This is a genomic window from Acidovorax radicis N35, assembly GCF_000204195.1.
Taxonomy (GTDB): Bacteria; Pseudomonadota; Gammaproteobacteria; order Burkholderiales; family Burkholderiaceae_C; genus Acidovorax; species Acidovorax radicis.
In genome coordinates, this window is record NZ_AFBG01000025.1 from 79,566 (window position 1) to 98,338 (window position 18,773).

Annotated in this window: 18 protein-coding genes; 11 read left to right on the forward strand and 7 right to left on the reverse strand. The window is 67.1% G+C overall.

The features are described 5' to 3' along the window. Positions 1–62 precede the first annotated feature (62 nt). Positions 63–671: a LysE/ArgO family amino acid transporter gene (locus ARADN35_RS0124640; RefSeq protein ID WP_010466967.1), complete on the forward strand. Its 609-nt coding sequence runs from the start codon at positions 63–65 to the stop codon at positions 669–671. A gap of 74 nt (positions 672–745) precedes the next feature. Then, on the forward strand, positions 746–2,326 hold the full coding sequence (locus ARADN35_RS0124645; protein WP_010466968.1) for an ABC transporter substrate-binding protein: 1,581 nt from the start codon (positions 746–748) through the stop codon (positions 2,324–2,326). 74 nt (positions 2,327–2,400) lie between these two features. Here the strand turns inward: ARADN35_RS0124645 and ARADN35_RS0124650 are convergent, their stop codons facing one another. The 3 genes from ARADN35_RS0124650 to ARADN35_RS0124660 form a co-directional block, all read right to left on the reverse strand. Further along, positions 2,401–3,024 (reverse strand): glutathione S-transferase family protein, encoded by a 624-nt coding sequence (locus ARADN35_RS0124650; RefSeq protein WP_010466970.1) that lies wholly within the window; start codon positions 3,022–3,024, stop codon positions 2,401–2,403. Positions 3,025–3,099: 75 nt separating this feature from the next. Further along, positions 3,100–4,077, reverse strand: a complete 978-nt coding sequence (locus ARADN35_RS0124655) for a 2-dehydropantoate 2-reductase (protein ID WP_010466972.1) — start codon at positions 4,075–4,077, stop codon at positions 3,100–3,102. 66 nt (positions 4,078–4,143) lie between these two features. Beyond that, entirely contained in the window at positions 4,144–4,974 is an 831-nt protein-coding gene (locus ARADN35_RS0124660) for an aldolase/citrate lyase family protein (RefSeq protein WP_029414386.1), read from the reverse strand. A gap of 116 nt (positions 4,975–5,090) precedes the next feature. On the opposite strand from ARADN35_RS0124660, the gene radA reads away from it, so the two are divergent. From radA to ARADN35_RS0124695, 7 genes are all read left to right on the forward strand, one after another. Continuing rightward, positions 5,091–6,467 carry a DNA repair protein RadA gene (gene radA / locus ARADN35_RS0124665; protein ID WP_010466975.1) on the forward strand — a complete coding sequence of 459 codons (1,377 nt, stop codon included), beginning with the start codon at positions 5,091–5,093 and terminating at the stop codon, positions 6,465–6,467. Between the two features lie 47 nt (positions 6,468–6,514). Beyond that, entirely contained in the window at positions 6,515–6,931 is a 417-nt protein-coding gene (locus ARADN35_RS0124670) for a hypothetical protein (RefSeq protein ID WP_010466976.1), read from the forward strand. 174 nt (positions 6,932–7,105) lie between these two features. Further along, complete coding sequence (locus ARADN35_RS0124675) at positions 7,106–8,056, forward strand: branched-chain amino acid transaminase (RefSeq protein ID WP_010466988.1); 951 nt, start codon at positions 7,106–7,108, stop codon at positions 8,054–8,056. Between the two features lie 163 nt (positions 8,057–8,219). After that, the gene (locus ARADN35_RS0124680; protein WP_010466991.1) at positions 8,220–8,426 is read left to right on the forward strand and encodes a zinc-finger domain-containing protein; all 207 of its coding nucleotides are present in this window, start codon (positions 8,220–8,222) and stop codon (positions 8,424–8,426) included. 3 nt (positions 8,427–8,429) lie between these two features. Then, the gene (locus ARADN35_RS0124685) at positions 8,430–9,245 is read left to right on the forward strand and encodes a glycosyltransferase family 2 protein (RefSeq protein WP_010466993.1); all 816 of its coding nucleotides are present in this window, start codon (positions 8,430–8,432) and stop codon (positions 9,243–9,245) included. Continuing rightward, entirely contained in the window at positions 9,245–10,510 is a 1,266-nt protein-coding gene (locus ARADN35_RS0124690) for an O-antigen ligase family protein (RefSeq protein WP_010466995.1), read from the forward strand. The genes ARADN35_RS0124685 and ARADN35_RS0124690 overlap by 1 nt, the downstream gene beginning before the upstream one ends. A 177-nt stretch (positions 10,511–10,687) precedes the next feature. Continuing rightward, the gene (locus ARADN35_RS0124695; RefSeq protein WP_010466997.1) at positions 10,688–11,662 is read left to right on the forward strand and encodes a glycosyltransferase; all 975 of its coding nucleotides are present in this window, start codon (positions 10,688–10,690) and stop codon (positions 11,660–11,662) included. A 286-nt stretch (positions 11,663–11,948) separates the two neighbouring features. On the opposite strand, the gene ARADN35_RS0124700 is transcribed toward ARADN35_RS0124695, so the two are convergent. Together ARADN35_RS0124700 and ARADN35_RS0124705 are read right to left on the reverse strand one after the other, a co-directional pair. Further along, positions 11,949–13,106 (reverse strand): NAD(P)H-dependent flavin oxidoreductase, encoded by a 1,158-nt coding sequence (locus tag ARADN35_RS0124700; protein ID WP_010467004.1) that lies wholly within the window; start codon positions 13,104–13,106, stop codon positions 11,949–11,951. 67 nt (positions 13,107–13,173) lie between these two features. Then, positions 13,174–14,043, reverse strand: a complete 870-nt coding sequence (locus ARADN35_RS0124705) for a LysR family transcriptional regulator (protein WP_279626877.1) — start codon at positions 14,041–14,043, stop codon at positions 13,174–13,176. 42 nt (positions 14,044–14,085) lie between these two features. On the opposite strand from ARADN35_RS0124705, the gene ARADN35_RS0124710 reads away from it, so the two are divergent. Continuing rightward, positions 14,086–15,393 (forward strand): YbfB/YjiJ family MFS transporter, encoded by a 1,308-nt coding sequence (locus tag ARADN35_RS0124710; protein WP_081474710.1) that lies wholly within the window; start codon positions 14,086–14,088, stop codon positions 15,391–15,393. On the opposite strand, the gene ARADN35_RS0124715 is transcribed toward ARADN35_RS0124710, so the two are convergent. Beyond that, complete coding sequence (locus tag ARADN35_RS0124715; protein ID WP_010467011.1) at positions 15,362–16,624, reverse strand: HAMP domain-containing sensor histidine kinase; 1,263 nt, start codon at positions 16,622–16,624, stop codon at positions 15,362–15,364. The genes ARADN35_RS0124710 and ARADN35_RS0124715 overlap by 32 nt on opposite strands. A gap of 46 nt (positions 16,625–16,670) precedes the next feature. Beyond that, positions 16,671–17,393 carry a response regulator gene (locus ARADN35_RS0124720; protein ID WP_010467012.1) on the reverse strand — a complete coding sequence of 241 codons (723 nt, stop codon included), beginning with the start codon at positions 17,391–17,393 and terminating at the stop codon, positions 16,671–16,673. A 692-nt stretch (positions 17,394–18,085) separates the two neighbouring features. Between ARADN35_RS0124720 and ARADN35_RS0124730 the strand changes: the two genes are divergently transcribed. Beyond that, positions 18,086–18,739 (forward strand): response regulator transcription factor, encoded by a 654-nt coding sequence (locus tag ARADN35_RS0124730; RefSeq protein ID WP_029414389.1) that lies wholly within the window; start codon positions 18,086–18,088, stop codon positions 18,737–18,739. Positions 18,740–18,773 lie beyond the last annotated feature (34 nt).

Below are 18,773 nucleotides of genomic sequence, written 5' to 3' on the forward strand. Positions count from 1 at the left end.
CTGACGGATCGTTAAAAAGTATAGCTGGCGTGACCAGGATGCTGTGCCCAGAATCCACGCCCATGAGCACCCCAGCCTTTCTTCACGGATTCACTTCGACGGCCATTCTGATCATGGCCATTGGCGCGCAAAACGCCTTTGTGCTGCGCCAGGGCCTGCGGCGCGAGCATGTGCTGCCGGTGGTGCTGGTGTGCGCCCTGTCCGATGCGGCGCTGCTGCAGGCGGGGGTGTGGGGCATGGGCGGCGTGCTCCTGGCCCGGCCGGAGTGGGCGCAGTTCATGCGCTGGGCGGGGGCGCTGTTTCTGGCCGCCTATGCCGTGCAGGCCGCAAGCCGGGCCTTCAAGCCCGCCCATCTGCTGGTGTCCGCCAACGGGCCGGGCGCCAGCATGCGCAACACCGTGCTCACGGTGCTGGCGCTGACCTGGCTGAACCCCCATGTCTATCTGGACACCGTGCTGCTGCTGGGCACCATGGCCACCCCGTACCCCACCTGGGGGCGGGCCACCTTTGCCGCTGGGGGGTCGCTGGCCAGCGCCTTGTGGTTCCTGACCCTCGGGTTTGGCTCGCGATGGCTGGCGCCCATGTTTGCATCGCCCGGCGCATGGCGGGTGCTGGACGGGGTGACCGCAGCCACCATGATGATTTTGGCGGGTGTGATGGTTCTAAGCTAAGAAGGACAAGTTCGTTCCGCAAAGCGGTGACTTGGGCGATAGTGGGGGACTGACTGATCTGGAGTGATTCCCCCATGCGTTTCAAGACCCTTTTGCTGGCGGCCGCCCTGGCCACCGCCCTGCCGATGGCGGCACAGGCCAAGACCTTCCGCTGGTCCCGCTCGGTGGACATTTCCACCTGGGACATCCACACCCAGAACGTGGGCGTGAACAACACCATGCACGGCGCGGTGTACGACACACTGGTCGAATACAACAGCAAGACCTTCAAGCCCGAGCCCTCGCTCGCCACCGAGTGGAAACTCATCAAGCCCACCCAGCTGCGCCTGACCTTGCGCAAGGGTGTGAAGTTCAGCGACGGCAGCGAGTTCACGGCCGACGATGCCAAGTTCTCACTGGAACGGGCCAAGGCCAAAAGCTCCAACTTTGCCGTGTACACGCAGGGCATCGACCGGGTCGAGAAAATCGATGCCTACACCATCGACATCCACTCCGACCTGCCCAACCCCGTGCTGGTGAACCAGCTCACCGAGCTGCGCATTCTGAGCAAGGCCTGGGCCGAAAAGAACAAGTCGGTCGAGCCCAAGGACATCAAGACCAAGGACGAAACCTATGCCCACCGCAACGCGCTGGGCACCGGCCCCTACCAGCTCAAGCAATGGACGCCTGACCAGCGCGTGGTGCTGGAGCCCAACCCCAACTGGTGGGGCAAGGGCAAGTACCCCACCAACCTGACCGAGATCGTCTACACCCCCATCAAGGCCGATGCCACGCGCACGGCGGCGTTGCTGTCGGGCGAGATTGATTTCGTGATCGACCCCAGCCTGCAGGATCTGGCGCGCATCAAGCAGACGCCCAACCTGCAGGTGCTGGAAGGGCCGGAGTACCGCACCATCTTCCTGGGGTTGGACCAGTTCCGCGACGAGCTGCCTGGCTCGGACGTGAAGGGCAAGAACCCGCTGAAGGACCTGCGCGTGCGCAAGGCGCTGTACCAGGCGATCGATATCCAGTCCATCCAGCGTGTGGTGCTGCGTGGCCTGGCGCAGCCCACCGGCACGCTGATCGCCAACCAGGTCAATGGCTGGAGCAAGAAAGCCGACGTGCGCTACCCCTACGACCCCAAGGCTGCGCAGAAGCTGCTGGCCGACGCGGGCTACCCCAACGGCTTTGAAGTGGACTTTGCCTGCAGCGCGGGCCGCTACATCAACGACGAGCAGCTGTGCCAGGCCATCACGTCGCACTGGGCCAAGGTGGGGGTGAAAGCCAAGCTGCGCTCGCTGCCGTTTGCCACGTATTTCCCGATGATCCAGCGCAACGAGGCCAGCATCTACCTGCTGGGCTGGGGCGTGCCCACGTTCGATGCGTTCTACAGCCTGCAGTCGCTGGTGCGCACAACGGGCGCGGGGGGCGATGGCAACTTCAACCTGGGCCGCTTCTCTGATCCGCAGATTGACGCCCTGGTCGAGCGTGTGAAGAAGGAAACCGACACCGCAACACGCAACCAGCTGATCGAGCAGGCGCTGATCAAGGAGCACGAGCTGGTGTCGCACATCCCGCTGTACAACCAGGTGATTCCGTGGGCGGCGACGAAGAGGGTGGACATCATCCACCGTGCCGACAACCGCATCGACTGGCGCTATCTCAAGGTGAATTGATCACCTGCGCCCCGCAAAAAAGCCCCGGTGCTGCCAGAGCCCGGGGCTTTTTTCCCTGCCGCTCGCCGCAGGCTTCAGCCCAGGGCGCGCTGCACGGCGGGGCGTTGCAGCATGCGCTGGGTGTGGGCGTGCACCTTGGGAAAGAGCGCAATGTCCACACCATCGCTTGCCAGCCAGCTGGCGATGGTGAACAGGTACCCGTCGGCCACGGTGTACTGCGCGCCCATGACCCAGGCGCCGTGTTCTGCAGGGGGCAGGTAGTGGGTTTCAATCAGGTTGAAGCAGTCGGTCATGTTCTGCGGCACCTTGCGCTGCATGGCGGCAATCGCTTCGGGATCGTCGGCCCAGCGGCTGGCGCGGGGGCGGTGCGCATGGGCGATGTGCACCGTGGAGGCCAGGTAGCTGTGGAACTCCTGCAGGCGCGCAAAGCCGTGGGCATCGGCGGGCGCCAGGCGCGCCTCGGGGAAGCTCTGCGCCACGTAGGCCAGCAGGGCGGGTGTTTCGGTCAGGGTACCGTGGGGCGTGGCCAGTGCGGGCACGCGGCCCTTGGGGTTGACGGCGAGGTATTCGGGCGTGCGCTGCTGGCCCGCTGCAAAGTCCACGCGCACCAGTTGGTACGGGGCGCCGGCCTCTTCCAAAGCAATGCGAACGGCCTGCGCGCAGGTGCTGGGGGTGTAGTAGAGCGTGAGAGTGGTCATGGTTGATGTGCTATGAAATAAATAGCTATTGGCGCTTGATAGGTAAGCGCTAGTGGCCAATTTTCTTGAAATATTTCAGTACAGGCCTCGTGTGCGTGCCATCAGGCGGGTCAGGCCCAGCAGTGCATCGGTGTGGGGTGTGGCCGTAAGGGTGATCTGCCCCAGTTCGCGCACGGCGCCCACCAGCGCGTCGATCTCCATGGGTTTGCCGGCCTCCACGTCCTGCAGCATCGAGGTCTTGAATGCACCCAGCTTGCGCGTGACGGCGTGGCGGTCCTCGGGCTGCTGGTCAATCGGCAGGCCCAGCTTTTCGCCAATGGCCTTGGCCTCCAGCATCACCGCGCTGACAAAGCCGCGCACCAGGTCGTCGTCCAGGATGCGGTCGGTGGTGGCGCCCGTCAGGGCGCTGATCGGGTTCATGGTGAGGTTGCCCCAGAGCTTGAACCAGATGTCCTTCTGAATGCAGTCAGTCACCTCCACGTCGATGCCACCGCGCTGCAGCGTGTCGGCCAGGGTCTGCAGCCGCTCGCTGCGGCTGCCATCGGGCTCGCCCACGATGAGGCGGTTGCCAAAATGCTGGCGCACGAAACCAGGCGATTCCAGCGAGCAGCTGGTGTGCACCACGCTGCCCACGACGTTGCGCGCCGGGATGGCTTTGGCAATCACGCCGCCTGCATCCACCGACTGCAGGGCATGGCCCTGCGCCGCGCCGCCAAAACCGTCAAGGAACCACCACGGCACGCCATTCATGGCCGTGAGCACGATGGTGCCCGGCCCGATGAGCGGTGCCATGGCGCGCGCCACATCGGGCAGGCCCGGCGCCTTGACTGCGACCACCACCAGGTCCTGCACGCCCAGTGCCGCCGGGTCGTCGTGTGCGGTGACCGCCGCCTGTGCCAGCGTGCCATCGGCGCGCCGCATGCGCAGCCCGTCGGCCTGCAGGGCGCGCAGCGTGTCGCCCCGCGCCACCATGCTGACCGGGTTGCCCGCCTGGGCCAAAGCCATGGCAATCCAGCCACCGATGGCGCCCGCGCCGTAAATACATGCTTTCATGGTTGTAGAGCCTTTGTCTTCCAGGGAGTGTGGTTCTGAATGGTTGCGTTTGGCTTCGTGCGGACTTCAGTAGCCTGCCGGGCGCGCTGATGTGCCCACGGCACCGGCGCGAAAACGCCCGAGCAAATCCTGGGCGGCGCTGGCCAGCAGCATGGTATCCACCCCCACAGCCACAAACAGGGCACCCGCCGCCAGCCACTCGCGCGCCTGCGATTCGGTGGTGGCCAGAATGCCCGGCGCCTTGCCCGCGCGCAGGATGCGGGCGATGCCATCGTGGATGGCGGCCTGCACGTCGGGGTGCCCGGCATTGCCGGGGTGCCCCATGGAGGCTGACAGGTCGGCCGGGCCGATGAACACGCCGTCCACGCCCGGGGTGGCGGCAATCGCATCCAGATTCCCCATCGCTTCCACCGTTTCGGCCTGCACCAGCAGGCAGACCTGCTGGTTGGCCTCGTGCACATACCGGGGGTAGGCCTGCCAGCGCGACGAGCGGGCCAGGGCGCTGCCCATGCCACGCACGCCTTCGGGCGCATAGCGCATGGCGCGCACAAGCTGCTGCGCCTGCTCAGCGGTGTCCACCATGGGCACGAGCAGGGTTTGTGCGCCGATGTCCAGGTACTGTTTGATGAGTGCGGTATCGCCCACGGGCACGCGGGCAATGGGGTGGGGCGCCTGCGCGCCCGGGGGCAGGGCGCTGCTGGCGCTGGCAATGGCTTGCAGCTGGTGCAGGATGGAGCGCACATCGTTGGGCGCATGTTCGCCATCGACCAGCAGCCAGTCGTAGCCGGTGCCCGCGAGGATTTCTGCGCTGTAGGCGTCGGCCAGCCCAAGCCAGAGGCCGATTTGCGCCTGGCCCTGGGCCATGGCCTGTTTGAAAGGGTTGTTGGGTGTCTGCAATGTGAGCTCCATGCGGCGGTGCCAAGCCCGCCATCGTACGGGCTGTGGCCCGCGTGTGTTGGCACGGCCGCTATAGTCGGCTGCCCCCACCTCGGGGCTCCTTACCGATACCTGCCATGGCCAAAGAAAAAACGACGTTCACCTGCACCGAGTGCGGCGGCACCAGCCCGCGCTGGCTGGGCAAATGCCCGGCCTGCGGCGCCTGGAACACGCTGATCGAATCGGTGGCCGAGGCCGGGCCGGGCAAGAACCGCTACAGCGGATCGCAGTTTGCGGGCCTGGCCCAGGCGCAGGCGGTGATGCCCCTGTCGGCCATCGAGGCCAGCGATGTGGAGCGCACACCGAGTGGCATCGACGAACTGGACCGGGTGCTGGGCGGCGGCATTGTGGAAGGAGGCGTGGTGCTCATCGGCGGCGACCCGGGCATCGGCAAATCCACGCTGCTGCTGCAGGCGCTCGATGCCCTGCAGCGCGCCGGGCTGCCCACGCTGTATGTGACGGGCGAGGAAAGCGGCGCCCAGGTGGCGTTGCGCTCGCGCCGCCTGGGGCTGGACCACAGCCAGGTCAACGTGCTGGCCGAGATCCAGCTCGAAAAAATCCTGGCCACCATCGAGTCCATGCAGCCTGCGGTGGCCGTGATCGACTCCATCCAGACGGTGTATTCCGACCAGCTCACGTCCGCACCCGGCTCGGTGGCCCAGGTGCGTGAATGTGCGGCGCACCTCACACGTTGCGCCAAGTCTTCGGGCGTGGCCATCGTGCTGGTGGGGCATGTGACGAAGGAAGGCGCCCTGGCCGGGCCGCGCGTGCTGGAGCACATGGTGGACACAGTGCTGTACTTCGAGGGCGACACGCACAGCCAGTTCCGGCTGGTGCGGGCCATCAAGAACCGCTTTGGCGCCGTCAATGAAATTGGCGTGTTTGCGATGACGGAAAAAGGCCTCAAGGGCGTGAGCAACCCGAGCGCCATTTTTCTGAGCCAGCACAGCGAGCCCGTGCCGGGCAGCTGCGTGATGGTGACGCTGGAAGGCACTCGCCCGCTGCTGGTGGAGATCCAGGCCCTGGTGGACAGTGGTGGCCCCAGTCCCCGGCGCCTGTCGGTGGGCCTGGACAAGGACCGCCTGGCCATGCTGCTGGCCGTGCTGCACCGCCACGCGGGGGTGGCGTGTATGGACCAGGATGTGTTTGTGAATGCGGTGGGGGGCGTGCGCATCAGCGAGCCAGCGGCCGACCTGGCGGTGATGTTGTCCATCACCTCCAGCCTGCGGGGCAAGGCGCTGCCGCGGGGTTTCCTGGCCTTTGGCGAAGTGGGCCTGGCTGGCGAGGTGCGGCCCGCACCGCGCGGGCAGGAGCGCCTGAAAGAAGCCGCCAAGCTGGGCTTTAGCGTGGCGGTGGTGCCCAAGGCCAATGCGCCCAAGAAACCCATTGAGGGGCTGACGATCCACGCGGTGGAGCGGGTGGAAGAGGCCATGAACGTGGTGCGGGGGCTGTAAGCAATCCCCACAGCGTGGTGTGTGCTACGCCGTAAGACAATCGACCCATGAATTTGCGCAATATCTTGGTGCCCCTGGGCGCCGTGGGCCTGATCGGGTTTGGTTTCTACGCCTATGGCTGGGCCGGTGTGGCCGCCGTGGGCGGAGGGCTGGTCATGTGGGCCCTGCTGCATTTCACGCGGCTGGTGAATGTGATGAAGAAGGCCGCCAAGCGCCCCATCGGCTATGTGGGCAGCGCGGTCATGCTCAATGCGCGACTGGCCGAGGGCGTGAACCTGATGCATGTGGTGGCAATGACGCAGGCGCTGGGCGAGCTGCTGTCGCCAGAGGGTGCCGACCCCGAGATGTACCGCTGGACGGACGGCACCCAGTCGCACGTGACCTGTGAGTTCCGTCACGGCAAATTGGTGAAATGGACGCTGGTGCGGCCCGATACCAGTGCACCCGCCACACCGCAGGGCTAGCCGCCGAAGGAGGCACTGGCGCAGCCGGGCCTGGAATGTCTGTGTGCCGTGGGGCGCCACAATCGCCGTCGGCGGGGTGCGATTTGCTGCACTGCACCCTTTTGCACGGATTCCGTGCATGCGGCGGCCCCGTAAAATCCCTGTTTTGCGACCCACAGCAACCAAAGGATTCCCATGAGCCCCGTAGTTCCCTCGATGGCCGACCGTGACGGCAAGATCTGGATGGACGGCCAGATGGTCGACTGGCGCGACGCCAAGATCCATGTGCTGACCCACACCCTGCACTACGGCTGCGGCGCCTTCGAAGGCGTGCGCGCCTACAACACGGCGGACGGCACGGCGATCTTCCGCCTTGAAGAACACACCGAACGCCTGTTCAACAGCGCCAAGATCCTGCGCATGAAGATCCCGTTCACCAAGGAAGAGGTGAACGAGGCCCAAAAGGCCGTGGTGCGCGAGAACAAGCTCGAATCGTGCTATCTGCGCCCATTGACCTGGATCGGCTCGCAAAAGCTGGGCGTTTCCCCCAAGGGCAACCAGATCCACCTGATGGTGGCCGCCTGGGCCTGGGGAGCCTATCTGGGTGAAGAGGGCATGAAGCGCGGCATCCGCGTCAAGACCAGCAGCTACACCCGCCACCACGTCAACATCACCATGACGCAGGCCAAGGCGGTGAGCAACTACACCAACTCCATCCTGGCCAACATGGAAGCGCTGGACGACGGCTACGACGAAGCCCTGCTGCTCGACAGCTCGGGTTTTGTGTCCGAAGGCGCCGGCGAAAACATCTTTGTCATCAAGAATGGCGTGATCTACACGCCCGACCTCTCGGCCGGGGCCCTGAACGGCATCACCCGCAACACCGTGTTCCACATTGCCAAGGACCTGGGCCTGGAAATTGTGCAAAAGCGCATCACGCGCGACGAGGTGTACATCGCCGATGAGGCCTTCTTCACCGGCACGGCGGCTGAAGTCACGCCCATCCGCGAACTCGACCGCATCGAGCTGGGTAAAGAGGGCTATGTGGGCTCGCGCGGCCCGATCACCGAAAAAATCCAGAGCGCCTTCTTCGACATCGTGGGTGGCCGCAATCCGAAATACGCCCACTGGCTCGCGAAAGTCTGACCAACCCCCTGAGCGGCCGCGCCGCATCCTCTTTCTTTCGGCTTTGCCGGGCAGGGGGACGGCGCAACCGCTACAGGGCGGCCCTTGCGCTGCGTCTGCGGGCGTGTGCCGCACCGATTTCAGCATCGCCCCCCGCGCGATGCACTATGGAGAACTGATACCTATGTCGCAAGCTGCCGTTGAATTGCTGGCCAAAGACCTGAACGCCCAGGGTGGTGTTTTCTGCCCGAGCCCCAAGGCCGAGATGAAGCTGTGGAACAGCCACCCCAAGGTCTACCTGGATGTGGCCCGCACGGGCGAAGCCAAGTGCCCGTATTGCGGGACGGTGTACCGCCTGAAGGCGGGCGAACACGTACACGCTGGCCACTGATTGATGCCAGTTGCAACCGGCGGCGCACCGGTGTCGCCCACGTTGACCGTTGCGGTGCTGACCCACAACGAGGCACACCGCGTTGAAGCCTGCCTGAAGAGCGCCGCGTTTGCCGACCAGTTGCTGGTGGTGGACAGTGGCAGCACGGACGACACGGTGGCCATCGCCACGCGCCTGGGCGCCGAAGTCCATAGCCACCCCGACTGGCAGGGTTTTGCTGTGCAGCGCAACCGGTTGCTGGCGCATGCACGTGGCGACTATGTGTTCTTCCTGGATGCCGACGAAGTGATGACGCCTGCGTTTGCCCAGGAGCTGCAAGCCATCGTCCGCTCGGGCGAGCAGGCGGTGTGGACCATTCGCTGGCGCATGGTGGCTTATGGGCACGAGCTCACGTATTTCCGCTCCCAATCTCAGATCGAACGCCTGTTTGTGCGCGCGCTCGTCCGGGAATTTACCGGCGTGGTGCACGAGCAGGCCCAGCTGCATGCCTTGCCCGGCGGCGCAGAAGTGCCGCGTCGCCTCATCAAGGCGCGGCTGCTGCACTACTCCCGCACCACGGTGCGCGGCAGCCTGGAAAAGCTCACCCAGTACGTGATGCTGGGTGCCGCCAAGCGTGCCGAGAAGGGCCAGCGCGGCGGGGTGCTGCGCGGCCTGGCGTCGGGGTTGTCGATGTTCCTGCGGCTGTATGTGTTTCGCCTGGGCTTTCTGTGTGGTGGTGCGGGATTCCTGTACTGCCTGTTTGTGGCGCTGGAGGGTTTCTTTCGTTATGCCGCCCTGCACTACGACCGCGACAGCCTGACGGGGCGGGTGATTCGGTGATGACGTCTCAGCAGGACACCCGGCGCTGGTTTTCTCGCAGCGCCAGTGTGGGTGCGTTCATGGTTCCGGGGCTGGCGCTGTGGTTGCCCTCGGGCTATTCCTACGGTGCCGTCCTGCTGCTGCTGGCCACCCTGGCCAGTGCGCCGCTGTGGTTGCGCCGCCCGGCACCGCGTGCCGCCTGGTGGCTGACGGCGGCTTTTTCATGCATGGCCGCGCTGTGGATGCTGGATGTGGGCGCCACCTGGGGCTGGGGCAGCATGGACCGCCCGATCAAATACCTGCTCGCCTTGCCCTGCATCTTCTTTTTGATGACCTTCGAGCCCCGCGCCGCCTGGCTGTGGATGGGCGTGGCGGTGGGCGCGGTGGGCAGTGGGTTGGTCGCGCTGTACCAGACCTACGTGATGGCATTGCCCCGCGCGAGTGGTTTTACCAATGCGATCCAGTACGGCAACCTGAGCATGCTGCTGGCCGTCATGAGTGGCCTGCTGCTGGTGGTGCAGTGGAAGCGCTGGCTGCTGTGGCAGCGCCTGCTGCTGGCCAGTGCCATCCTGCTGGGCGCCACAGGGTCGGTGCTGTCCCAGTCGCGTGGGGGCTGGCTGGCCCTGGTGTTGCTGCTGCCGGTCAGCGCGTGGCTGCTGGTGCGTACCACGGGACAACGCCGCGTGTACTGGGGCCTGTGTGCGCTGGCGCTGGCCGCGGCTGCGCTGTCGCAGGTGCCCGCAGTGGAGCAGCGGGTGGACGAGGCGCGCCAGGAAGTGCAGACCTACCAGAACCACGGCGATGGCCGCAGCTCGGTGGGCCAGCGGCTGGCGCACTGGCGCCTGGCATGGCAGATGGGCTGGGACCGGCCCTTCACTGGCTGGGGCCGGGCAGGGTATACCGAGGAAAAGGCACGGCGCGTGGCGGCCGGGCTGGCGCACCCGGTGGTGCTTGAATTTGGCCATGCGCACAACGAAATCCTGGACCTGTTTGCCAAGCGGGGGCTGCCCGGTGTGCTGCTGCTGATGGCTTTCTACGGCATACCGCTGGCGATGTTCTGGCCCACGGCCTGGCGCATCCGCGATGGGTCTGGAAAGATGGACAAGGAGTCGCTTTCATTGTGCCTGGTGGGTGTAATGGTTCCCCTGTCGTACATCGGCTTCGGTCTCACGCAGGTCTTCCTGGCCCACAACAGCGGCAACATGTTCTACCTCTTCATGTGCCCCCTGGTGCTGGCAGCCCTGCATGAGCGGCGCACGCGCATGGGCTGTCCCCGCCCACTGTGAAATGAAGCACCCCATGAGTTGCTTCGCGCCTTCCCCCTCTCTCGCTGCGCGGGAGGAGGACGCCACCGGTCGCCTGGCAAAGCCAGTGCCACGGTGGCACTGGCTTGCGCCGCGCCAGTTTCAACCGTTGCGGCCGGTGCCCAGCGCCATGGATTCCTGAGACGAGAGGCATTCTTCATGCACATCCTGCTGGTCAACAACTCTCCCATCCCGGTCTACGGCTATGGCGGTACCGAGCGCGTGATCTGGGACCTGGGCAAGACCCTGGTCCAGCAAGGCCACCGGGTGAGCTACCTGGTGCCCGAGGGCTCGACCTGCGACTTCGGCGACGTGCTGCCCATCCGCCCCGACGAGCCGTGGGAAGGGCAGATTCCGAAGGGTGTGGATATCACGCACTTCCAGTTCAACCCGCGCACCGAGCTGGCCAAGCCCTACCTGGTGACCGAGCACGGCAACGCGCGCAAGCCCAAGCCGCTGCCGCTGAACACCGTGTTCCTGTCGCGCGACCACGCGGCGCGGTACGGCTCCACCGAGTTCGTCTACAACGGCCTCGACTGGAGCGGCTACGGCCCGGTGGACTTCAACGTGCCACGCCCGCGCTACCACTTCCTGGGCAAGGCGGCCTGGGGTGTGAAGAACGTGCGCGGCGCGATCAAGGTGGCACTGCGCGCGGGTGTGGAGCTCGATGTGCTGGGCGGCACGCGCATCAACTTCAAGCGGGGCTTTCGCTGGACGCTGTCGCGCAAGATTCATTTCCACGGCATGGTGGGCGGCACGCAGAAGACCGGGCTGCTCAATGCATCGCGCGGGCTCATCTTTCCGGTGCGCTGGCACGAGCCCTTCGGCCTGGCGGTGATCGAGAGCCTGTACTTCGGGTGCCCGGTGTTCTCCACGCCGTACGGCGCGCTGCCCGAGCTGGTGCCGCTGCACTGCGGCGTACTGTCGGCCGAGGCGAACGTGCTGGCCGAGGCGGTGCGCAACAACCGCTTCGATGCCCGGGCCTGCCACCAGCATGTGGTCGACCACTTTGGCGCCGAGCGCATGGCGCGCAATTACCTGCGGATGTACGAGCGCGTGCTGGCGGGTGAAAAGATCAACGCCCAGCCCCCTGTCATCCTGGGGCCTGCGCGCGAACTGCCCTGGACTGGCTGAGGCTCCCCCTGTGTCGCCTGCGGCGCCTTCCCCCGGAGGGGGACGCACCCGGTGGCCCGGCAGAGCCGGTTCCACGGGTGCACAGGCGGGGCCGCGCGCTTTGCAGAGACCGGGCTCTGGACCTGCGCGCCGCTGCCCGCGTCATCCTCCACCCGTTCGGTTTGAGCTTGTCTAAGCCAGTGCACTCACGGGACCACCTGCAGCCATGTGCCGGTGATTTTTTGATAAAAATAGGCTGCTAGCGCTTGTCCAGAAAGCGCTTTAAGCTATCGAATAAATAGCGCTATTACCCCTGCAGCAACGCCGCCTGCGCGGCCAGCGCCGCCCGCCACTCCGTTTCCAGCACCGCCACCAGGGCAGCGGCGGGCATGGGGCGCACAGCGGCCACACCCTGGCCGGCCCACAGCGAGAGGTGGTCGGCGCGGCCTGCCTCGGCGCTGGCGCGGCGCAGGGCACCGGTGAGGGCGTTCTGCACGGGGTAGGCCGGCACATCGGTCTCGTGGGCGTGCAGCTTCTGCAGCATGGGGTTGACGATGCCGCGCGCCGGGCGGCCCGAGAACACGCGGGTGGTGCGCGTGTCGGTGGCGATGGCCTGGGCCATGGCGTCGCGGTAGGCGCGGCCGATGCCCGATTCGTCGCAGGCGAGGAAGGCGGTGCCCATCTGTACCGCCTCGGCCCCCAGGGCCTGCGCCGCAGCGATGCCGCGGCCGTCCATGATGCCGCCGGCCGCGATCACGGCCACGCCGCGGGGGCGCAGCGCATCAACGCACTGCGGCACCAGCGCCAGCGCGCCCACCATCGCGGCCGCGAAGTCGGCCTGCGATGGCACCCCCGTGCGCATGGTGGAGCCAGCAGGCGCAAGGCCCTCGGCCTGCGGCCGGCCCGTGGGCAAAAAGGTGCCGCGGTGGCCCCCGGCCTCCATGCCCGATGCGCAGACCGCGTCGGCCCCCACGTCGGCCCAGGCCACGGCCTCGGCCACCGTCGTGGCGGTGCCGATCACGTAGCAGCCCGCGCTGTGCAGGCGCTCGACCTGCGCGGCCGTGAGGATGCCGAAGGTGAAGCTGGCCACCGCGGGCCGGGCCTCGACCAGGGCATCGAACTGCGCATGGAAGTCTTCGCACCAGCGCGCGGGCACGGTGGCCTGCAGGCCGAACTCAGCGTACAGCGGGGCCACGCGCGCCAGTGCCTGGTCAACGGTGGTGGCATCGGGCGTGGGGGTGTCCTGCACGAAGAGGTTGAGCCCGAAGGGCCGGTCCGTGCGGCGGCGCACCTCGGCGGCAGCCTCGGCTATGGCCGACGGCGAGCGCATGCCGCAACCCAGCGTGCCCAGCCCGCCCGCTGCGGACACTGCGGCCGCCAGGGCGGGCGTGTCGGCGCCAGTCATGGGCCCCTGCACGATGGGCAGGCGAAGGGAGAGGGCGGTGCGCAGGCTGCGGTCGGGCATGGTGACGTTCCGTGAAAGAAAGAAGGAAATAAAGTGGGAAATAAAGGGGGGAACGAGCTGAAGGCGGTCAGTCGACCAGCACCTGCTGCAGCGCATCGAGCGCGGCCGAGCGGTAGCCCTGGCGCCAGGCCAGCAAGGTGGTGATGGTGGTGATCTGCTGCTGGCTCAGCAGGGCCGCATGCGGCGAGATGCTGAGCACCGAGCGCGGCACGATGCCCGCGCAGCCGCCGCCCGCCACACTGGCCAGGATGGCGTGGTACGAGCCCAGCTCCAGCAACTGCATCGGCTGCCGCCGGGGCACAAACCACTCTTGCGCGATGCGGCGGTAGGTGCAGCCGGGCTCGAAAACCGCCAGCGTGCCGGGCTGCACCTGGTCGGGGCCGGCGGCATGCGGGTGGCCGGCGGGCAGGACCAGCAGCAGCTCTTCAGTGAACACCGGCCGGGTTTCCAGGGCCGGGTCTGCGGGCTGGCCTGGCGGCCAGGCCACCAGCACCGCGTCGAGCGCGTGCGCGCGCAGGCGCTCCACCAGCACGCGGGTCGCGGCGGTCGTCAGCTCCAGCGCCACGCCGGGCCATCGGCTGTGCAGCCGCGCCAGCGGCGCGGGCAGGCGGCTGGCGGCCGTGCTTTCCATCGACCCCAGGCGCAGGCGCCCGGCGGGCGGGCCGGGTTGCAGCGCCTGCCGCGCCTCCTCGGCCAGCGCGAGCAGCCGGTCGGCATAGCCCAGCAGCACCTGGCCCTCGGGCGTGAGCGCCATGCGCTTGCCCTCGCGCAGGAAGAGCGGCGTGCCCAGGTCGGCCTCCAGCTGGCGCACCCGCGTCGTCACGTTGGACTGCACACGCGACAGCCGCTCGGCCGCGCGCGTGACGCTGCCCTCTGCCGCCACAGTGCGGAAGATGTCGAGGGTGGCGAGGTCCAGAAGGGGCGGGGCTTTGTCCATCTTCAAAAAGTATGAATCACAAAAATTCAATCTCTTGTTAAGATGATAAACACCCTCCACCGCCGTGGCAACCCTCCACCACCCTGCACCGTGACCCAGGCGTCTTTTTCTCCCTCCGCCGATCATCCGCACACCGACGGCGCCGCAGCGCTGCGCGTGGCCCTGGCCGGCATGGCCGCACTGGCCGCGGCCATGGGCATCGGCCGCTTCGCCTTCACCCCGCTCTTGCCCATGATGCTGCACGACGGCGTGGTGGACATCGCCGCCGGCAGCTGGCTGGCCACGGCCAACTACGCCGGCTACCTGGCGGGGGCGCTGCTGTACATGGCCTTGCCCTGGCTGGGCCGGCGCGTGGGCGCGGTGCCCGGCAATGCGGCCCTGGTGCGTGGCGGGCTGGTTGCCACGGTGCTGCTCACAGGGCTGTTGGCCCTGCCGTGGCCGGTGTCTTGGCCGCTGCTGCGCCTGCTGGCGGGCGTGGCCAGCGCGCTGGTGTTTCTGGGAACGGCCAACTGGTGCATGGGGCGGTTGGCGCACCTGGGGCGCCCGGCCTGGGGTGGGTTGATCTTCTGCGGGCCGGGGCTGGGTATTGTCATCACCGGTTTGCTGACCAGCGCCATGGTGGCGGCGGGCTGGAGCGCTGCCGCGGGCTGGGCGGCCTTTGCGGTGCTGGCAGCGGTGCTGTGCACGGGTGCATGGCGCGTCTTTCACGATGGCGATGCGTCAGCCACCGGTACATCCGGCGCCGCCGCCACCGGGTTGTCCATGCCCCCACCGCGCCCTGCAGCCGAGCGGTCGCTGCTGGCCGCCGCGTATGGCCTTGCCGGCCTGGGATACATCGTCACCGCCACGTTCCTGCCGGTCATCGCGCGCGCCGCCTTGCCAGCGGGGTCGGTGTGGCCTGATCTGTTCTGGCCGATCTTTGGTGCGGGCGTGGCGCTGGGCGCGCTGCTCTCCACGCGCATCAGCCCCGCGCGGGACCGGCGCCTGCTGCTGGCCGTGGCCTATGTGCTGCAGGCCGGCGGTGTGGCACTGGGCGTGTTGTGGCCCGGGCCTGCGGGCTTTGCGCTCGGCAGTCTGCTCCTGGGCCTGCCCTTCACAGCCATCACGTTCTTTGCGCTGCAGGAGGCCCGCTACCAGTGGCCGCAAGCGGGCGCGGGTTTCACGGGCTTGATGACCGCGCTGTATGGCATCGGCCAGATCGTGGGGCCGCCCATGGCGGCTGCGCTGCTGGCGCGCGCGGGCTCTCAGGCGCAGGGGTTCGATTGGGCGCTCGCCGTGGCGGGCTCGATGCTGGTGATGGGGGCGGTGATTTACGGCGTCATGGCGTGGCGCTGGCGCCAGCCGTGCTGACCGGCAACCGCAGCACGAAGCAGGCGCCGCCGCCCTCGCGGTCTTCGCAGTGCACGGTGCCGTTGTGGCGCCCCGCAATGGACCGCACCAGTGCCAGCCCCAAGCCCACGCCACCGGCACGTTCGCTGGCGCCGGGCAGCCGATAGAAGGGCTCGAAGATGCGTTCGCGGTGGGTCACAGGCACGCCCGGCCCCCGGTCGCTCACGCGCACTTCGGCATGGCCCTGGCGGCGGAGCACCGCCACGGTGATGTCACCCGTGCTGTAGCGGCGTGCATTCTCCAGCAGGTTACGGATGGCGCGGCGCAGCAGCTTGGAGACGCCGCGCACATCCACTGAATCCGAACTCACATCCAGGTCGGCATCCACGCGCGCGCATTCCTCGGCGGCCAGGCCAATCAGGTCGACCAGCTCCACGGTGCCCACATCGGCCTCGCGCGCATCCAGGCGGCTGGCCAGCAGGATTTCGTCCACCAGCTGGTCCAGCTCGGCGATGTTGCGCAGGATCTCCTCACGGAAGGCGGGCGAGGGCTGCTGCCCGCCCATCAGCTCCATGCCCATGCGGATGCGGGTGAGCGGCGAGCGCAGTTCGTGCGAGGCGTTGGCCAGCAGGGATTTGTGCGACTTGACCAGCGTTTCCACGCGCGCCGCGGCGGCGTTGAACTGGCGCGCGAGGTCGGCCACCTCGTCCTGCCCCTGCTCGGGCACACGCACCGACAAGTCGCCCTCGCCAAACTTCTGCACGCTGCGCTGCAGCGCTTCCAGCCGCAGCGTGAGGCGCCGGATGATGGGGTACACGCCCACGGCCACGGCCAGGCCCACGATGCCTAGGAGCCACAGGAAGCCAAACGGCGGGCGGGTCCAGAACGCGGCGTCGCCCTGGTTGGGGCCCCCGCCTCCCGGCCGGCCGCCGCCTCGGTCACCCCGGGGCTGGCGGGGCGCCATCTGGAGCGTGAAGGACTGGCCCGTGTCGGACTCAATATGGAACTCGGCCCCTTCGCCGGGTTCCGTGGGCTGGCGTGTGGCCAGGCCCTTCAGCACCAGGTTGCCCGTGGGGTCGCGCAGCACCATCTCGCGCGAGGGCGGCACAAACGGCTGCGTGGTCTGTGCCTTCTGCTCCTCGGCCATGCGCCAGGCCCAGCCTACGGTCAGCGTGAGCACCGCGATGCCGCCGACCACGGCGAGCCAGATGCGCAGGTACAGGCGGCGGGAAAAGGGGGTGGAGAGGGACATTCAGCAAAGCGGGGGTGCGCGCCGTGGCAAGGCCGCGCTCCACCGGTCAGTCTTGTTGTTTCGCGAATACATAGCCCACGCCGCGCACGGTGAGGATGCGGCGCGGGTTCTTGGCGTCGGCCTCGATGGCGGCACGGATGCGGCCCATGTGCACGTCGATGGAGCGGTCGAACGCTTCCAGCTCGCGGCCGCGCACGGCCTCCATGATCTGGTCGCGCGTGAGCACGCGGCCCGCGCGCTCGGCGAGCGCCACGAGCAAATCGAATTGGTAGGAGGTGAGGTCGGCCAGCTCGCCGGCCACGGTCACGGTGCGAGCGTCGCGGTCGATCTCCAGTGTGCCGAAGCGCAGCACCTGCGTGGCCGCCGCCGCGTTGCCGCCATCGGTGCGGCGGCGCAGGATGGCGCGGATGCGGGCCAGCAGCTCGCGGGGTTCAAAAGGCTTAGGCAGATAGTCGTCGGCGCCCAGCTCCAGGCCAATGATGCGGTCCATGGGGTCGCCCTTGGCGGTGAGCATGAGCACCGGCACCTGGGCCGCGTTGCCTTGCAGCGAGCGGATGCGACGGCACACTTCCAGGCCGTCCATGTCGGGCAGCATGAGATCGAGGATCACCAGGTCGGGCAGTGGCCCGGCATCGGGCCCCTGCAGCTGCGCCAGGCCACTTTTGCCGTCCGCACGGTGCGTGACCTGCAGGCCCGACTGGCCCAGGTACTCGCCCACCATCTGTGCAAGGCGGGCATCGTCTTCGATCATCAGCAGTTGGGAGCTCATGGGGGCAGTGTAGTGGGGGGTGCCTCTCATGGTGGCGACGGGCCGTCACGCGGTTTTATCGGCCAGGTAAAGCTTCCGTAAAGCAAATCCCGGCGTGCCGTGCCTGGACGGGAGCCAACGGTCAGTGGAGCGCAATAAAAAAAGCTCCCCTGGGGGAGCGTGAAAACGTGCCCTTGGCAGCACGGGTTGGATGCAGTCCGGTGACAAGCCCCGCTGGATGCACATGAGCCTCCAGGCTTTGGCGTCCAAGTGCCTCGCAGAAGTTGTTGTGCATGTGGTTTTGCCGATGACCATCGTGCCGCTCCGCGCCGCCTTTGCATCTGGAGCAGATGTGCCGGGACGGCCTTTGATGGATGAAGCACCACTGCGGGTCACGGCCGTTGGCGACAAGGCTCCGCCAGGCGTGCCCTTGGTCACCCGTTGATCTGACTTTCTCCAAACCACGAAATGTGCGCATGCCATGAACATGGGAGCTGCGGCTTCTTGTGCGTCCCCTGCTTTGCCTCTACGCTTAAGCGCATGAAAATCGTCTTCACCTCCTACATGGACGCGGCGAACCCCCTGGATTCAATGCGTGGGCCGCAGGCCAGGGATGTGCGGCAAGAGGGCGCTGAAATGGCGGCGAATGGGGCTTTGCAGCCAGAGACCAAGGCTCGGGCCCCCGCATGAAATCCTCCGAGCACCGCTCCGCCGTGCAAGACCTGGGCATCTCCGTCGCTATCGTGGAAGACGACCCGCGCACCCGTGAGCGCTTTGCACGGGCGCTCGCGCGTGCAAAGCGCCTGTGTCTGGCCTATGCCGCGGCCACAGTGAGCGAGATGGTCGCCTGGTTGCGCGAGAACAGTGTGGATGTGCTCCTGGTGGATCTCGGTCTGCCGGATGGATCGGGTCTGGAAGTGATCCGCCAGTGCCAGAAATTGTCTCCAGGTACCGAGATCATGGTCATCACCATGTTTGGCGACGAGGCGAACATGATGCGCGCTTTCGAGGCGGGCGCACGCGGCTACCTGCTCAAGGATGGCACCGAAGACGATCTGGCGGAACATGTGCTGAGCCTCAACGCAGGGGGTTCCCCGATGACGCCCATCATTGCGCGTCAGCTGCTGGCCCGGCTGTCCCCTGTGCCCTTGCCACAGGGGCCATTGCCAGTCGCCGAAACCTTGACGGTGCGCGAGAGGGAAATTCTGGCCAAACTCGCACGCGGATTTACCTATGCCGAAGCCGCAGAGATCCTTGGCATCGCGCCGTCCACCGTCCAATCCCATGTCAAGAATATCTACAACAAATTGGCCGTTCACTCAAAGACGGAAGCGATTTTTGAGGCACGACAGCTGGGGCTGTTGTAGCAAGCTCCCGTGCTTGGGGCGTGCGTGGGCATGG

Bases quoted from the DNA above. Each gene is read 5' to 3' on its own strand.
- ARADN35_RS0124640 (WP_010466967.1), top strand. From the start codon at position 63: ATGAGCACCCCAGCCTTTCTTCACGGATTCACTTCGACGGCCATTCTG.
- ARADN35_RS0124645 (WP_010466968.1), top strand. From the start codon at position 746: ATGCGTTTCAAGACCCTTTTGCTGGCGGCCGCCCTGGCCACCGCCCTG.
- ARADN35_RS0124650 (WP_010466970.1), bottom strand. From the start codon at position 3,024: ATGACCACTCTCACGCTCTACTACACCCCCAGCACCTGCGCGCAGGCC.
- ARADN35_RS0124655 (WP_010466972.1), bottom strand. From the start codon at position 4,077: ATGAAAGCATGTATTTACGGCGCGGGCGCCATCGGTGGCTGGATTGCC.
- radA (WP_010466975.1), top strand. From the start codon at position 5,091: ATGGCCAAAGAAAAAACGACGTTCACCTGCACCGAGTGCGGCGGCACC.
- ARADN35_RS0124670 (WP_010466976.1), top strand. From the start codon at position 6,515: ATGAATTTGCGCAATATCTTGGTGCCCCTGGGCGCCGTGGGCCTGATC.
- ARADN35_RS0124675 (WP_010466988.1), top strand. From the start codon at position 7,106: ATGAGCCCCGTAGTTCCCTCGATGGCCGACCGTGACGGCAAGATCTGG.
- ARADN35_RS0124680 (WP_010466991.1), top strand. From the start codon at position 8,220: ATGTCGCAAGCTGCCGTTGAATTGCTGGCCAAAGACCTGAACGCCCAG.
- ARADN35_RS0124685 (WP_010466993.1), top strand. From the start codon at position 8,430: ATGCCAGTTGCAACCGGCGGCGCACCGGTGTCGCCCACGTTGACCGTT.
- ARADN35_RS0124690 (WP_010466995.1), top strand. From the start codon at position 9,245: ATGACGTCTCAGCAGGACACCCGGCGCTGGTTTTCTCGCAGCGCCAGT.
- ARADN35_RS0124695 (WP_010466997.1), top strand. From the start codon at position 10,688: ATGCACATCCTGCTGGTCAACAACTCTCCCATCCCGGTCTACGGCTAT.
- ARADN35_RS0124700 (WP_010467004.1), bottom strand. From the start codon at position 13,106: ATGCCCGACCGCAGCCTGCGCACCGCCCTCTCCCTTCGCCTGCCCATC.
- ARADN35_RS0124705 (WP_279626877.1), bottom strand. From the start codon at position 14,043: ATGGACAAAGCCCCGCCCCTTCTGGACCTCGCCACCCTCGACATCTTC.
- ARADN35_RS0124710 (WP_081474710.1), top strand. From the start codon at position 14,086: ATGATAAACACCCTCCACCGCCGTGGCAACCCTCCACCACCCTGCACC.
- ARADN35_RS0124715 (WP_010467011.1), bottom strand. From the start codon at position 16,624: ATGTCCCTCTCCACCCCCTTTTCCCGCCGCCTGTACCTGCGCATCTGG.
- ARADN35_RS0124720 (WP_010467012.1), bottom strand. From the start codon at position 17,393: ATGAGCTCCCAACTGCTGATGATCGAAGACGATGCCCGCCTTGCACAG.